We start from the raw sequence: 15,064 nt of genomic DNA, 5'->3' as shown, positions 1-15,064 counted from the left end.
CGAGGTTTTAGCAGAGCGAAAGTGATATAGAAAAAAATGCCATTGCCCGCTTTACCTTCAAGGTTTACCATTAATATCATCAATAGGGATTTGGAGCGGTTATGTTAGATTGGAATGATTTACTCAGTGGGCAGCGAAGAAAAGATAAACACGGCTCGGGTAGTACAGTTGCTTCGGCAAATGGGCGAATTGAACTGGAGCGAGATTACGACCGGATTTTATTTGCCACCCCAACTCGCCGGATGGCAGATAAAACACAAGTTTTTCCACTTGAACGAAATGACAGTGTCCGCAACCGATTAACGCATTCTCACGAAGTATCCAGTCTTGCTAGAAGCATAGGCATACGCTTGGCGTTTGATTATGGCAATGAACTGTTCCCACATCCTGAGCAAATTGAAATTGTCCGTTGTGTTCCCGCTTTATTATCAGCAATTGGTTTAGTTCATGATTTAGGTAACCCTCCTTTTGGTCATCAGGGCGAAACAGCGATTCAAGCCTGGTTTAAACGCAAGCAACGCGATGGATTGTTTAACCAATGCCCAAATTTAGCCGCTGACTTCACGCGTTTTGATGGCAATGCACAAACGTTCCGGTTGGTCACTAAATTACAAATATTAAACGACAGCTATGGTTTAAACCTCACTTATGCCACTTTGGCATCTATGCTCAAATACCCAGCATCTACTCAAGATCTCGCTAATACCAAATGGAAAAAACACGGGTTTTATTTATCTGAACAAGATATCGTCGAGGATGTATGGCAAGAAACAGGGCTAAGTTTAGGTATCAGGCATCCTTTTACTTATATTATGGAAGCGTGTGATGACATTGCCTATTCAGTGCTAGATGCCGAAGATATCGTCAAAAAAGGCTTTGCATCATTTTCCGATATTATCGACCATCTCGAAACTCATAGCCAAGACGATGAGGTAACCAATAAAGTCATTGGTAATGCCAAAAATAAAAACACCGAATTCAAACAAGCATCACTGAGTCCAAAAGAGCTAAATGATGTTTCGATGCAGATGTTTAGGGTATATGCAATTAGCGCCATGGTTGATGCCGTCGTTTCTTCATTCGTCGAGCAAAAAGACTTTATTTTATCGGGTCAAGCAAACGAATCTTATGACTTAATCAGCGCATCAAAAGCCCATGCTTTTTGCAGTGCAATGAAAGCATTTGATAAAGCACACGGCTACAATCACAAGTCTGTATTAGAGTTAGAGTTAAAGGGTAATAATTACATTTCCAATATGATGGATATGCTATGGCAAGGAATAGAGCAAAATAGTAATTCTGAAAATACTCGCAATGCGGATTTATTTAGTAAATATGCCTATCAGCGTATCTCTGAAAACTACCGCCGTGCATTTGAACAAGCCTCCAATGATTTACCATCAGATTATCGAAAAGCGCAATTACTCGTAGATGCGGTATCGGGAATGACAGATAGTTATCTGATTCAAGTACACGATGAGCTAAGTGCTTTAAATGGCTAACGTTGCACACTCAGCCCCGGTTTTGAAAAAACGCCTTCAGCGTTTTTTTCAATCACACAATACCGGCCGTCAACAAGTTCAGTTAGTCGTGGATCAGTTAGAAGCACTCGGCCCGACTTATCTTTTTGGTGGTGCAATCAGAGATATTGCTCTAGAAGGGATGAGGAATTTTTATTCGGATTTAGACTTTGTTGTTGATTGCCGCATCAACAAATTAGATAAGTTGTTGGATAAACTCAGCTTAGTATATAAAACTGAACGTAATAAATTTGGTGGCTACCGATTGTATTGCGCTAAATGGTGGTTAGATATATGGGCAATAGAAAATACTTGGGCATTTCGTCAACAAAAAGTCGTTTATCAGAACCACCTGTCATTACTAGATAGCACGATAATGAATTGGGACGCAGCTCTTTATCAACCTTCGTCTAATAAATTGCATACCCCAAAACACTACTTTGATCACTTAACTCAAGGTCATTTACAGGCAGTTTTACTGACCAATCCTAATCCTAAAGGCGCATTAGTCCGTATATTAAGAACACTAGCTGGCAAACAAGTAAAGCAGCTCGATGCAAAGCTTGCAGAATTTATTGTGCAAGAGCTAAATCATACAAGTTTAGAATGCTTGTTGGCCTATGAAATTGATCACTATCAAACGGCTCTACTGAAACAATTAGATAAGGTACAATTGCAACAAGCCTGTTCCAACCCAGAACAAAAAACGGTACTGGCATGGCAGCAAAAGAGAACCACATTTAATTTACCTTGGTAGCCTCATTTATGAATATTCGTTTTAGTGCCAAACTTATCATTCCTGTATTGGCAGTTGTGTTTGTTGTAATGAGTTATTTGTCATTGCATTTTTGGTGGCAAGATAACAGTCAACAAATCAACCAACAGTTAGATTTAGCTAACCATGCAGCCATGGAATACGCCCAAGAAAATACGCAACAAGCTTGCTTTGAAAAGACAATTGAAGACAGTCTAACTTGTCGAGAAGGCGCTTGTACGATGGAGCTTAAACACTTTTTAGCGGTGTGCTTTGAACACGCCAAGCCAGATGTTAGTTTCTGTCAAAGTACACCGAGCGCTCAAGATTACTTTGGCAATGTCAGCTGGTCGGTTTCGCAGTGCCGTAAACGCAAAGTAAAAAATGCTAACTGCCCCAATATAATCAATAACACAGCAAAACTTTGCGCCCAGTACACACCAGAGGCATTTGATGAACAAAGCTAAATTAACCATTTTCTTAGTTGCGATTGCATCGCTCGCTGTTGGCTTATTAAGCTACCAACAAATAAATCAACCAAAAGGCATCACCGCAACAGGAATATGGCAACACAGCTTTGAAAGTAATCATAACCAAATGAAGCTAGCAGACTTTCAAGGTCGTTACCTGATTGTCGATTTTTGGGCGACTTGGTGCAAACCCTGCGTTAAATCACTACCTTATTATCAAACACTTTTTGCCGATTACTCTGAGGAAGAGCTCAGCTTTGCAACCATCAACATTGACATGGAAAGAGCCGATGCAGACGCATTTTTAGCTAAAAACGCGCTGAACGAAATGAATGTTTTTTATGATAATCAAGGATTAGCAGAAAAAGCATTTTCAGTAAAAGGTTATCCAACCATGTTGATTTTCAACGAAAAACGCGAGTTAATTGAACACTTATCAGGCTACACTCAACAAAATAAAGAAGCGTTAAAACAGCGTCTAGCAGAGCTCAGACAATAAGCTAGCACTGCTCTATTTGGCGAGTCACATACTCGGCTAGTTGGTGACTCGTTAAAATACTTTGATACTGTTCATTCGGCGATCGGCCTACTTCAACCTGCTCAAAGAAACTCGACAACATGGCGTTAAATCCACGCTTTTCTAGGGTTGAGCGCCAATCATTTGCCGATACTTTTTTCTCTTCACTACCTGCATAATATTCAGTATCGGTAAGGTCTCTCACCTGCCAAGTTTTGTTTTCACCATAACAAGTAACGTGCTCTTCGGTTCGCCCATTCAACCGATTCATTTGCGCGGTTAACAGCATGCCTTGCTGTTGCCACTGAACTTGAACATGTGCCAACTTTGAGGTTTGTTTATGATTAAAAACCTGCAAATTATCATAACTAAGCTGGGTGTCGATACCGGCAAAAAAACACACACTATCTAAGACATGAATAAAGTCATCTAACACAAAAATTCGAGGCTCATCGGGCAAGTTGTATCTGTGCTTTTGGTAGTTGATATGTACTGGATTATTTCCTGATAAATCAGCTTTTAACGCCTGATGAGCCGGTGCATAACGGCGATTAAAACCAACAAATAGAGGCTGATTTTTTTGGCTGGCTAAATTTACTAATTGCTCAGTTTCAGCCAGCTTATAGCTGACAGGCTTATCAATAAAGACAGCAATTCCCGCCTCTATCGCTTGTTTAGCTAGTTTAAAATGGCTATCTGTTGCACTGTGAATCATTATGGCGTCAGGTTGCATCTGCAGTACTTGTTGATAGTCAGTCGCAACCTGTGCAATTGCATATTGTGCTTTTAGTTTTGCCAATGTTTGCCCATTACGGGTAGATAATATGGGCTCGACCTGTTCTCTCATGCCAGCAATTACCGGTAAATATGCTTTTTGCGCAATATCACCTAACCCTACCATAGCCACTTTTAACATGTTTACTCCCTAACAGAATAAGGCCAGCATAGCTGGCCTTATTTTTTATAAAATAAAATTGCGTCTGAATTAAGCAACCGTTTTTAGTTCACCACTTTCATCGCGTAGCGCCTGCTGCTTTTTATCTTTACGGCGTTCAAAGAACGCACGCGTATTGACGCCCATCATTAGCATACAAGGCGTAAGTACTAAGGTTAACAATGTTGCAAAAGCGAGACCACCAGCAACGGCAGTGGCAAGTTGAGACCACCACTGAGTTGAAGGCGCGCCAAATGAGACTAGGCGATTCATTAAATCAACATTCATCTCAAGCACCATAGGCATTAAACCTAAGATGGTAGTAACCGTTGTCATCAATACTGGGCGTAACCTTTGAGCGCCCGTTCGAAGAATGGCTTCTCTGATTTCAATACCTTTTTTACGCATTTGGTTAAACGTATCAATTAATACAATATTGTTGTTTACCACAATACCGGCTAATGAAATCACCCCAATACCTGACATCACAATACCAAATGGTTTTTGCGCAATAAGCAAACCAAGAAATACCCCAACCGTTGAGAATAATACGGCACTCAAAATTAAGAACGCTTGATAGAAACTATTAAATTGCGTAACCAAAATAATGGCCATCACAAAAAGAGCGACTGCAAAAGCGTTAATCAAGAAAGCTGAAGATTCCGCTTCTTCCTCGTTTTGCCCTTTTACTTCTATTTGCACACTAGGATCAATGCCAAGCGATGGGAAGACTTCCTGCATTCTAGGTAACTCTTGATTTAATAACGCGCCAGGAGCCATATCAGCCATAACCGTAATGACTTTTTTACTATCAACCTTATGAATAGATTCAACTTTTTGTGCGGCTTTACGCTCAACAAAATAACTAATTGGCACTAACCCATATGGAGTTTGGACATTAAGTGAATCGAGTTGACCTAAGTGACGATTTTCCACAGGTAAACGAACGCGAATATCCACTTCGCGATCGGCATCATCAGGACGATAATCGCCAATTTGCAGTCCGTTTGTCACCATAGAAACAGTATTACCGACCAAACTTGCATCAGCACCAAAGCGAGCCGCATCGGCACGATCAACAATCAGTTGCCATTCAATACCTGGTTTTGAAGCGTCATCTTCAACATTGGTAAATTTAGCATCGTTAGCTAAGGTCTTTTTCAAGATATGCGCAGCTTCGACGACTTTATCTGGGAAACGAGAACTCAATTGAATTTTTAAGTCTTTATCAGAACCACCAGGACCATTTTCATCTCGGCGCACTTCTAAATCGATACCGTAAATATCTGCCGTGCGTTCACGAACTTCTGCCACAATATCGTCTAACTTACGTCGCTGTTGCCAATCAACAGGGTTAAGACGCATCTGACCAATATCACCATCGGCACCCGTTAACGTATAAATCGTTTCAATCTCATCCATATCCATCAAACGAGATTCAATTTGACGCATCACTTTATCTTTTTCATAAACTGAGTAATCGCCATACGAACGAACGCTAATGTTAATGCCACCGCCATCAACATCTGGAAAAAATTCAGCACCTAAATCTGATGCGCCATAAGCGATAAACACACCAATTGCGATACCGATACTCGCGAATAATACTTTCACCGGATGGCGAATCGCTTTATCTAACGCACGAACATACTTACCAGTAAAACCCGTTAACTTAGTTAAGTCACCTTGCTCAGCTTGTAACATCTGCTTTCTAGCTTTAGCACTGAGTGGGCGAGCCTTGCCAAAAATAGATCCCAAAGTGGGTACAAAAACCAGTGCCATAAATAAAGAGGCAGCTAAGGTAGCAATGAGGGTAATAGGTAAGTACTGCATAAACTCACCCATAATGCCTGGCCAGAATAGCAGTGGAGCAAAAGCAGCAAGTGTCGTTGCAGTTGATGCGGTAATTGGCCAAGCCATACGTTTTGCAGCTTCTAAATAAGCTTGGCGCTTTTCCATGCCTTCACTCATACATCGGTCTGCATATTCGGTGACCACAATCGCACCGTCAACCAACATACCAACCGCCATAATAAGCGCAAAAAGCACCACGATGTTAATGGTCAAACCAAAGATGGCAAGCACCAAGATCCCCGTTAAAAACGAACCAGGGATTGCAATACCCACTAACGCGGCCGTTCGCGCACCTAAAATAGCCACAACGACAATAACAACCAAAATAACCGCAGATAACACATTGTTTTGTAAGTCAAACAACATCTCTTTTACGTCTTTTGATTGGTCGCCTGTATAAGTGATATTCATTGCATTTGGCCAAATAGCCAATTGAGACGCGCCATTGACAATCGCTTTAACCTTTTGCACCGTTTCAATGGCGTTTTCACCTGGGCGCTTTTTCACTTCAAGTGAGATTGAACGTTCACCATTCAAGCGAGCAAATGTGCTTGGATCCATGTAAGAACGACGAACTTCCGCTACATCTTTAAAAGTAACAATTTTATCGCCATTGACTTTTACGGGTAATTCCCAAATATCTTGTACCGTTTCAAACACTGAAGGGACTTTAATCGCAAAACGACCAGCTCCCGCATCCATAGTACCTGCGGCTATAAGGCGGTTGTTCTTACTCACTAAATCAAAGATAGCGGACTGATCAAGACCATAGCTTTCTAGCTTGAGTGGGTCGACAATGATTTCAAGAATATCACGACGGTCGCCACCAATATCGACTTCTAGTACTTCGCCTAACGTCTCTAATTTGTCTTTTAATTCACGCGCAACCATCAAGATACCGCGCTCAGAGATAGGGCCAGATAAAATCACAGTAATCACTGGGGTTTCATTGGCTAACGTGACCTGATGAACAGTTGGCTCTTCTGTATCAGACGGTAAATAACCTTTTGCTACCGCGACTTTTGCTCTGACATCGGCCAAAGCGGTATCGACATTAAAACCTGCAACAAACTCCATAGTGACAGAGGCATGCCCTTCACTGGCCGTTGCTTTCATTTCTTTGATACCTTCAATGCTTCTTAGCTCTTTTTCCATCGGGCGCACTAACATACGCTCAGCATCTTCAGGAGAGATGCCAGGATAAGGAATAGAAACATAAATGAAAGGGATCGTAATATCAGGATCGGCTTCTTTTGGAATTTGGCTATAAGTAATTGAGCCCGCTACCAAAAGCAGCATAAAAATCATTAAAACGGTTCTACCTCGACTGATAGCAGCGTTTATCATTCCTAACATGACTGGCTCCTAGTTTACCGCTTTGTAGCTAACATCAACTTGGTCGCCTTCGCGAACAAAGCCTTGTCCCAAAGTGATGATGTCAGCTTGATCGCCTAAGCCCGATAACCAAACACCGTCTTCTTCACTTTTAATGATTTCAATTGGGCTAAAGTTCACAACGCCATCTTTAACAGACTTGATCCCAATAGAACCATTTTCATCCAGAGCTAATACCGCTGGAGTCACTTTAATGGCCATTTGCTTATTTAAAGCAATATCTACTTCAGCACTCGCTCCTGCTTTCCATTGGCGGTTATCATTATTTATCGCAATTTCAACTTCAAAAGTATTGGTGTTCGTATCAGCCAAACTGGCGATATAGCGAATCTTACCAATCTGATGCTGACCATTTACAAACTTAGCATCGGCTGCTTGGCCTTTAGATAAGTAATTAACGTCAATCTCACTGGCTTGCACACGAATAATTAATGGATTTAAGTCAACGACTTGAGCGATGGGATCCGCGCGCTGAACAAAATCACCTACTTCGACAAAACGTTCATTCACCACGCCGTCAAAAGGTGCAACCACCAGTGTATTTTCAATAGAGATCTCTAACGCTCTGACTTCTGCTTTTGCCTGTGCAAGGTTAGCTTCTGCTAATGAAAGACGAGATTCATCTTGTAAGCCCTTATCAGATAAAGACTTTAAGCCTTTGTATTCCATTGCTCTTTGTCTAACCAACGCTTTAGCACTCGACAAACGTACCTCTAAGTCATTAATGGCGATACGTGCCAACGGCTCACCTTTTTTAACTTCTGCACCACGTTTTTCGAATACTTCAACAATTCGACCATGCACTTCAGCTTTAAGCGTTGCCTGACGATCAGGCTCACTGCGACCATATAAAGCGATTGTTTTTGCGATTGGTTCAGCGATAAAACGTTCAGCCTGAACTTTTTGTAAAGCTTGCTCAGCTTTTTCTTCAGGTTGTTCTGCTACCTGCTCTGCTTGACCACTAGACATCCAAACAATTAGCAACAAGGAAATAATTAAAGCGAGAATCCAAGGTTTATTACTCAGATTGGTTCGAATGGTTCCCATAGGAAAATCCCTCTATCAATTTTTTTAATTTTGTTAAATTAGCCATACCAGCATGTTATTGCACAAAACAAGCCAGAAAATAAAAGGCTTACTTTTCAGTGAGATGCAATTTCAAACTTTCTATTATTAAGCTTTATGACTAATAATTGGTAAATTTAACCAAACTTAACATTCGTTAAGGCACAGCTAAGATAATGACCACTACATAGTGCCAAACAATCATCTACTTAACCTTATAGATCCGCCCAAGTGACTTTTCAGCAAGGTAAAGATAATGAAGATGGTATCAGCATGCCAAAGTCCGTTTTTTGACTATAGTGACAAATGTAATGGATTTATAAAAAGGTAGGAAAACTCAGCAATAAAAAAGGGTGAAAAAATGGCAGGTATTGTCAAAAAAAGTGAACAAAAACAATAAGAGGGAGCCTTCTCCCTCTTAAAACACAAAGCGCATTAAATTAGTCTGTTAACGACTCAATCGCTTTATCAAGATCTTGCTCTGCTTTGAATGCTTTAAACTCTTCGTATAAGAACTTTTCTTGCTGTGGATCAATTGAACGCTGGCTTTGTTTTAAAATATCAGCAAATAATAATTTAGTTTGCTCAGGGTTTAACGTCATTAATGCACAGTAATGGTCTTTATCACCAATGTTGATAATATCCGTTTTAACCACTTGTGAACCATTTAGCTTTTGATTAGTAATTTGCTTAGACACAGAGCTAAAGTTCATACCTACAGATGTTTCTTCATTTGAGTCTGTACGACGGGCATAAGTTTTATCTAACCCTTGAACACGTGTTTCAATTTGCTGGGCTAAGGCAAGACGAGTATTAGCCGTCACAATTTTGCGATCTAATGAAATATTGCCAGAGTATTTAACGCAATCTGCAGCAGCAATACCGTTTTCAACTTTTGGGTTTAATACCCAATCTGGGATCCCAGCTTTTGACTCAGAAGCTTTAGTCGAATCTGGCGCACTACTACAACCAGCAAGAACAGTTGCAACCGTAGCTGCGAGTAATAGCTTAGAAGCTTTCATGACATCATCCTTATTATTTGTTTGTCAAATTAGTTACAGAATAGCTGTTGCCAGTATATTATGGCAGCTTAATCTTACAAGTTATCAATAATTTAGGTTCAACGACAGAGTCGTTATTTGAAATTTAAGTTAATTTAACAATATCTTATGGTCAGCAAGGCGTGTGCAATTAAATGTTAAAAATAGTCCAACTGTTTTTGCTCATTAGCTTGCTGTCTGCCTGCGCCAGTGGTTTTCAACCACATGCCGACCCCATCACAGAATTAAAAGCCGGTAATTACACCCAAGCTGAACAGGCCATTAGCCAAAGATATTCATCAACCGGTCGAAACCAGCTGCTCTATCACCTTGAAATGGGTATGCTCAAGCACCTTCAAGGTCAATATCTGGTCAGTAACCAGCACTTTGATAAAGCTGAAGATATTGGTGAAAAGCTCTTTACGACTAGGTTGACTGAAGAAGTGTCGGTATTGCTGACAGGCCCTAACCTGAGAAACTACAAAGGCTTTGTTTTTGAAAACACCTATATCAACTACTACAAAGCACTCAATTACCTAAAACTGGCTGAACAAGAAGCCGAATTAGATCAAGCAAAACTAGATGCCGCTCTAGTAGAAGTGAGACGATTAGCCATTAGGTTGAACGAGTTAAAGCACAAAACGGGTGGCTATCAAGCACCGCGCCAACCTAATCGCGAAGCGACATTAGCTTATCAAATTCTACAAATTTTCAAACAATCACTGGGCCGGGATCACCATGTCGATAAGTTTGTTTATCGAGACGATGCGTTTGCCCATTATATGTCTGGTATTTTGTATGAAATGAGTGGCGAATTAGACAGTGCCCGCATTGAATACACACAAGCGGCACAAAGCTATGAAAACGGCTTTGCTCAGCAATACAAGCTTGGAAATCAAGGGTTACAACAAGTTTGGTTTGATGTTGCAAAAACCATGACCTTAGCAGGTGGTTATCAAAATGAACTCGATATCATCACCAACAATAAGCTCAATAACCAACAGCGCGCACAACTGGCATCCCTAACGCCAGAATCGACCGATATCATCGTTATTCAACATGCTGGCACGGCGCCAAAAAGACAAAACTTAAACATGCTGCTGAGAATCGATAAAGACACCAAGTCTTTAGTGTTAACACCCATTGTCACCGGTAGCTATAAAGAGCGACAAGCCCAATGGCGCTGGTTCGAAATGCTGTATGCCGATACCGACATCATAGATATTCTGCAAAACTACGCATTGGGTGATTTGGGTAACGTTGTCATGGGGCAATTTACCAAACGCATACCACTGAGTTTTATTTGGGACGATGTTAAACGCTTAGGCTTACTCGATGCCTTACAAATTGGTGCGCGTATTTCGGTGCCTTATTACCCACCGCCAGAGCAAAAAATTAGTAAAACCCAAGTTTGGCTCAACGGTCAATTGCAAGGTGAATTAATGCCTGCCAGTTCAATTGCTCGCATCGCATTACAAGAGCAGTTGCGCATTGCCAACAGTCAGATTCAAGCGGCATTGGTCAGAGAATTAGTAAAAGCACTCATGGCGCAAAAAGCAATTAAAGAAGTGGGATTACACAAACAAGGTATTTGGGGCGATTTAGCTAAAATCGCTACAGCGACAATAAACGCGATAAACGCCTCGGCCGATACTCGAAATTGGCTCAGTTTACCTGCTAATATCAACTTTAAAAGGATCCCAGTTAAAGCTGGTCTTAACCAAATTAAGTTAGTGACCTACTTTAACTCTGGACAAATTAACACGCAAAGCACTGAAATTAATGTCAAACCTGAGCGACCTAGCTTGTGGCATGTCAGAACCTTTGCCGATACACCTATATCCAATCACTTGAATAAAAGTGGCACTTTATAAGGATGTCAAAAATGATCAATTCAAAATCTACACTGGCAATGGCGCTGCTAGCGAGCTTAACACTGAGCGCTTGCCAATCGACCTCAACAAAAGTTGAACGCATCGATGCCAATGAAGAAAGAGCATTAACCGATAACTGGAACGGCAAGGATTCACAATTAGTCGCAGAAGCGATGATAGACGATATGCTGAGTTTTCCTTGGGTCAGCCAACACTACCGCAACAATGACAACCGCCCAGCGATTATCGTACAAAACGTGCGTAATAAATCACATCAACACATCTCGGTAGAAACCTTTATCAATGATTTAAAACGCGCAGTATTAAGAACAGGTAAAGCAGACTTTGTTGCTGATGCGGATACTCGAGGTGACATTCGCCAAGAGCGTAAAGATCAAGAAATTAACGCAAGTTTAGCGACGCAAAATGAAATGGGACAAGAGCACGGTGCAGATTATGCGCTATCGGGTTCAATTAACTCTTTTGTCGATCAGCTTGAAGGGAAACGCGTTACGTTTTACCAAGTGGACTTAAGATTAATTGATATGACGACCAACCGAGAAGTGTGGAATGGTCAGAAGAAAATCCAAAAATATCAGGAGCGCGCAAACGTTGCGTTATAAACACTTCTCCCTACTGGGTTTGCTTTCGCTTTGTTTACTTTTATCTGCTTGCAGCAGTACAGATAAAACGCATAGTAATAGTCGCCAAAGCAAGCCTTTGTGGTTAAGCCAAACACCACAAGATAGTCGTTATATCTACGCAATTGGTATTGCCACTATCACTGACTCTGTAGCAACGGCTCAACAACGAGCAAATGATGCTGCACGCGTTGAATTGGCGAAAACGATTGCAGTCACATTAGCAGCAGATAGCCAATTACATCAGGCGGGTAATCAGCAGCAATTTGATTATCAAGTGACAGAAAATATTCAAAGTTCAACATCGGCTGAGAACTTACAAGGTGTGCAATTAATTGAAAGCTATCACGATAAAAGCAACAAAACCTTCTATGTCTTAGCTGCTTTTGATAAGGCCAAAGCCATTGCCCTGTTAGAGCATGAAATTGCTCAAGTTGATCTACAAATTGATCAGCTCGAACTCACCCAAGCGCAAGACAAACTTAAACAGCTAAAATTGGCCGCTCAAGTCAAACAGAAAATGGCACACAGAAATAAGCTCAACCAAGGCTTAGCGCAATTTCAAAGCCAAAAAATAATGTTGAGCGAACTTACGCGTGCTCAGTTAAATCAAGCGAATGCGATTTGGCAAAATACCCAATTTGCGATAGTACAAAACGTTAGTCGCAGTTCCCAAACCGATGCTTATAGCCAGCTATCAAGTGCACTGACCAAACAAGGCTTTTTATTAACCGATCGCCAGCAGGCTGACTTTATTTTGGATTATCGAATTGACTGGCAGCTACACGAGCAAAGTAATACCCATTTTGCTACGGCTCTTTGCCCAATAAGCTTATATTTTTCAGATAAGAAGATTGCAGAATTTAGCTTTAAAGCCAAGGCAGGTTCAGGTAAGCCATCACATGCCAAACAAAAAGCCATTGCTAAATTAGGTGAACGATTTAACCAACAACTTGGTCAGCAAATACAAGCCAGTTTCGCAAATTAGCTTATGTAGGGCTGTGTTGCTTAATTGTATTGACTGGAATAAAAAAAGGTCTGGGTGCACAACACATCCAGACCTTATTAAAAAAAAGGAGGTAAAATTCTTTAAGCGATTAACGATTAATCTTAAGTATTAAACTCGCCAACTTATCAAATTTCACTTTTACTCGGCCTTGGCCATTGAGCACCACCAAATTTGCCGTTTGCTCACCGTAAAGCTGTTCAGTTAATCGGTATTCACCATCCGCTAAACCTAACGCTTTGATATTCGATTGTGGGACCAACAGTTCAATCTCACCTAAATCTTTATTGGCAAAATTAGCGGTAATTAATAGCTTTTCGTTTTCATCAAAACGCAGATAAGTAAACAAACGGTCGCTGTAGTTTTGATTGGCCGAGCGGTTAACCGAATGCAGTTCTTGGTATTGCCCCATTAAAGCCGTGCTGGTTTGGCTAAAGTTAAGTAAACGCACGTAAAAATCGCGTAATTGCTTTTCATCCGCCGTTAACTGACCACCGTCAAACTTGCCATTGTTCATCCAGCGTTGGTGAGCAGGTACGCCAGCGTAATCAAAAATAGTGGTACGGCTTGGTTTGCCAAAGCCCATATCTTCTGAGCCATCTTCACCAACTTCTTGCCCAAAGTAGATCATCATAGGCGCTGATGAAATCGTCGCAGACACTAACATCGCAGGTTTGCCTTTATTGGCGTCCCCAGCAAACTCAGGGCTGGCAATACGCTGCTCGTCATGGTTATCTAAAAAGTGTAGTAAGTTATGCTCGATATCATCAAAGCGATCGGCAATCGAAACAATATTATCGGTACTGCCCTTACCTTGCATCACAGGTTTTAACGTATCGTATAAATCGACTTTATCGTATAAGTAATCCATTTTGCCTAAATAAATATAATCGCGATAAGCGTTCGGGTTATAAATCTCGGCCAGTAAAAAAGCATCAGGGTTTTGCATCTTGATATGCGAATTCATATAACTCCAAAATTCAACCGGCACCATTTCGGCCATGTCGTATCTAAAACCATCAACGCCTTTGGCTGTCCAATAAAGTGCGATGTCTTTAAATTTCACCCAAGAGCTAGGTACGTCTTTATCAGCCCAAAACGCATAATGCGCTTGATAGTTTTTATCAGCAAAACCTACTGGTAATTCAGGAAAATCTTTACTGCCATCTGGACGTACACCGTAATTCACTTTTACCGTTTCGTACCAATCACCGGCTTTTGGTTGCGCTAAGCGCGAGCCATTACCTGTCCATTTCGCTGGGTTTTCATCAAACTGACCATCGGCAAGTGGATGACGTTCTCCACCTAAAGGCTGATAATCATTTTCAGCTTCTGGTACTTTAAACGCTTCACCAACAACATAATAAAAATTGTTATCGCGCTTATAAGCCACAGACGTATCATCGCTGATGCCAAAATCTTCAACACCCGCTGGTTTTGCCAACGACTGATAATTACGTGCCACGTGATTAGGCACAATATCAATGATCACTTTCATATCATTGTTATGTGTGCGGGCAATTAAAGCTTCGAACTCAGCTAAGCGATTGGCAGGGTTTTCTGCTAAATCTGGATTAACCGTGTAGTAATCTTTAACCGCATAAGGTGAACCTGCACGGCCTTTAACCACATCGGGGTCATCATTGCTAATGCCTTCGGCGGTGTAATCGCGGATCACGGCATGATGTGGTACACCTGTGTACCAAATATGAGTGACCCCTAACTCTTTAATGCCTTGAAGGGCTGTATCGGTAAAGTCATTAAATTTACCCACGCCATTTTCTTCAATCGTACCCCAAGGTTTGTTGGTGGTATTAGTGTTTCCAAATAAGCGGGTAAACACTTGGTAAACAATGGCTTTTTCTTGTTTTACCTGTTCTGCTTGGTTCAATTGCGCGTCCTGTGAAGGCTTATCATGACTAATCTGACTACAAGCCGTTAACGCTGCAACCGATAAACCTAGCATGAGTTTTTTTGAAAATTGTTTCATCATT

General features: G+C 41.1%; 12 protein-coding genes. 7 read left to right on the top strand and 5 right to left on the bottom strand.

What is annotated here, in order from left to right:
- The first annotated feature begins 101 nt into the window (after positions 1–101).
- The 4 genes from HR060_RS11195 to HR060_RS11180 are packed head-to-tail and all read left to right on the top strand — an operon-like array spanning position 102 to position 3,243.
- Positions 102–1,502 carry a deoxyguanosinetriphosphate triphosphohydrolase family protein gene (locus HR060_RS11195; RefSeq protein ID WP_174200383.1) on the top strand — a complete coding sequence of 467 codons (1,401 nt, stop codon included), beginning with the start codon at positions 102–104 and terminating at the stop codon, positions 1,500–1,502.
- A complete protein-coding gene (locus HR060_RS11190; protein ID WP_174200382.1) occupies positions 1,495–2,277 on the top strand; it encodes a hypothetical protein in 783 nt (260 codons plus the stop codon). Before HR060_RS11195 ends, HR060_RS11190 begins: the two co-directional genes overlap by 8 nt.
- 8 nt (positions 2,278–2,285) lie before the next feature.
- A complete protein-coding gene (locus HR060_RS11185; RefSeq protein WP_174200381.1) occupies positions 2,286–2,741 on the top strand; it encodes a hypothetical protein in 456 nt (151 codons plus the stop codon).
- Positions 2,728–3,243, top strand: a complete 516-nt coding sequence (locus HR060_RS11180; RefSeq protein ID WP_174200380.1) for a TlpA family protein disulfide reductase — start codon at positions 2,728–2,730, stop codon at positions 3,241–3,243. The genes HR060_RS11185 and HR060_RS11180 overlap by 14 nt, the downstream gene beginning before the upstream one ends.
- 1 nt (position 3,244) lies before the next feature.
- Here the strand turns inward: HR060_RS11180 and HR060_RS11175 are convergent, their stop codons facing one another.
- The 4 genes from HR060_RS11175 to HR060_RS11160 form a co-directional block, all read right to left on the bottom strand.
- On the bottom strand, positions 3,245–4,177 hold the full coding sequence (locus tag HR060_RS11175; RefSeq protein WP_174200379.1) for a Gfo/Idh/MocA family protein: 933 nt from the start codon (positions 4,175–4,177) through the stop codon (positions 3,245–3,247).
- A 69-nt stretch (positions 4,178–4,246) separates the two neighbouring features.
- Positions 4,247–7,405, bottom strand: a complete 3,159-nt coding sequence (locus HR060_RS11170) for an efflux RND transporter permease subunit (protein WP_174200378.1) — start codon at positions 7,403–7,405, stop codon at positions 4,247–4,249.
- 9 nt (positions 7,406–7,414) lie between these two features.
- The gene (locus HR060_RS11165) at positions 7,415–8,491 is read right to left on the bottom strand and encodes an efflux RND transporter periplasmic adaptor subunit (RefSeq protein WP_174200377.1); all 1,077 of its coding nucleotides are present in this window, start codon (positions 8,489–8,491) and stop codon (positions 7,415–7,417) included.
- Between the two features lie 458 nt (positions 8,492–8,949).
- Positions 8,950–9,531: an LPP20 family lipoprotein gene (locus tag HR060_RS11160; protein ID WP_174200376.1), complete on the bottom strand. Its 582-nt coding sequence runs from the start codon at positions 9,529–9,531 to the stop codon at positions 8,950–8,952.
- A 173-nt stretch (positions 9,532–9,704) separates the two neighbouring features.
- On the opposite strand from HR060_RS11160, the gene HR060_RS11155 reads away from it, so the two are divergent.
- Genes HR060_RS11155 through HR060_RS11145 form a run of 3 tightly spaced genes read left to right on the top strand, consistent with a single transcriptional unit; the run spans position 9,705 to position 13,052 of the window.
- Positions 9,705–11,423 carry a COG3014 family protein gene (locus HR060_RS11155; protein ID WP_174200375.1) on the top strand — a complete coding sequence of 573 codons (1,719 nt, stop codon included), beginning with the start codon at positions 9,705–9,707 and terminating at the stop codon, positions 11,421–11,423.
- Positions 11,424–11,434: 11 nt separating this feature from the next.
- A complete protein-coding gene (locus tag HR060_RS11150; protein ID WP_174200374.1) occupies positions 11,435–12,046 on the top strand; it encodes a penicillin-binding protein activator LpoB in 612 nt (203 codons plus the stop codon).
- Positions 12,036–13,052 carry an LPP20 family lipoprotein gene (locus HR060_RS11145; protein WP_174200373.1) on the top strand — a complete coding sequence of 339 codons (1,017 nt, stop codon included), beginning with the start codon at positions 12,036–12,038 and terminating at the stop codon, positions 13,050–13,052. The genes HR060_RS11150 and HR060_RS11145 overlap by 11 nt, the downstream gene beginning before the upstream one ends.
- Positions 13,053–13,161: 109 nt before the next feature.
- Here the strand turns inward: HR060_RS11145 and HR060_RS11140 are convergent, their stop codons facing one another.
- Positions 13,162–15,063: an alpha-amylase family protein gene (locus HR060_RS11140; RefSeq protein ID WP_246283147.1), complete on the bottom strand. Its 1,902-nt coding sequence runs from the start codon at positions 15,061–15,063 to the stop codon at positions 13,162–13,164.
- Between the last annotated feature and the right edge of the window lies 1 nt (position 15,064).

The sequence above is a fragment of the Marinifaba aquimaris genome (genome assembly GCF_013328345.1).
GTDB classification, from domain to species: domain Bacteria; phylum Pseudomonadota; class Gammaproteobacteria; order Enterobacterales; family Alteromonadaceae; genus Marinifaba; species Marinifaba aquimaris.
This window is presented reverse-complemented; position numbering and strand designations above follow the sequence as displayed.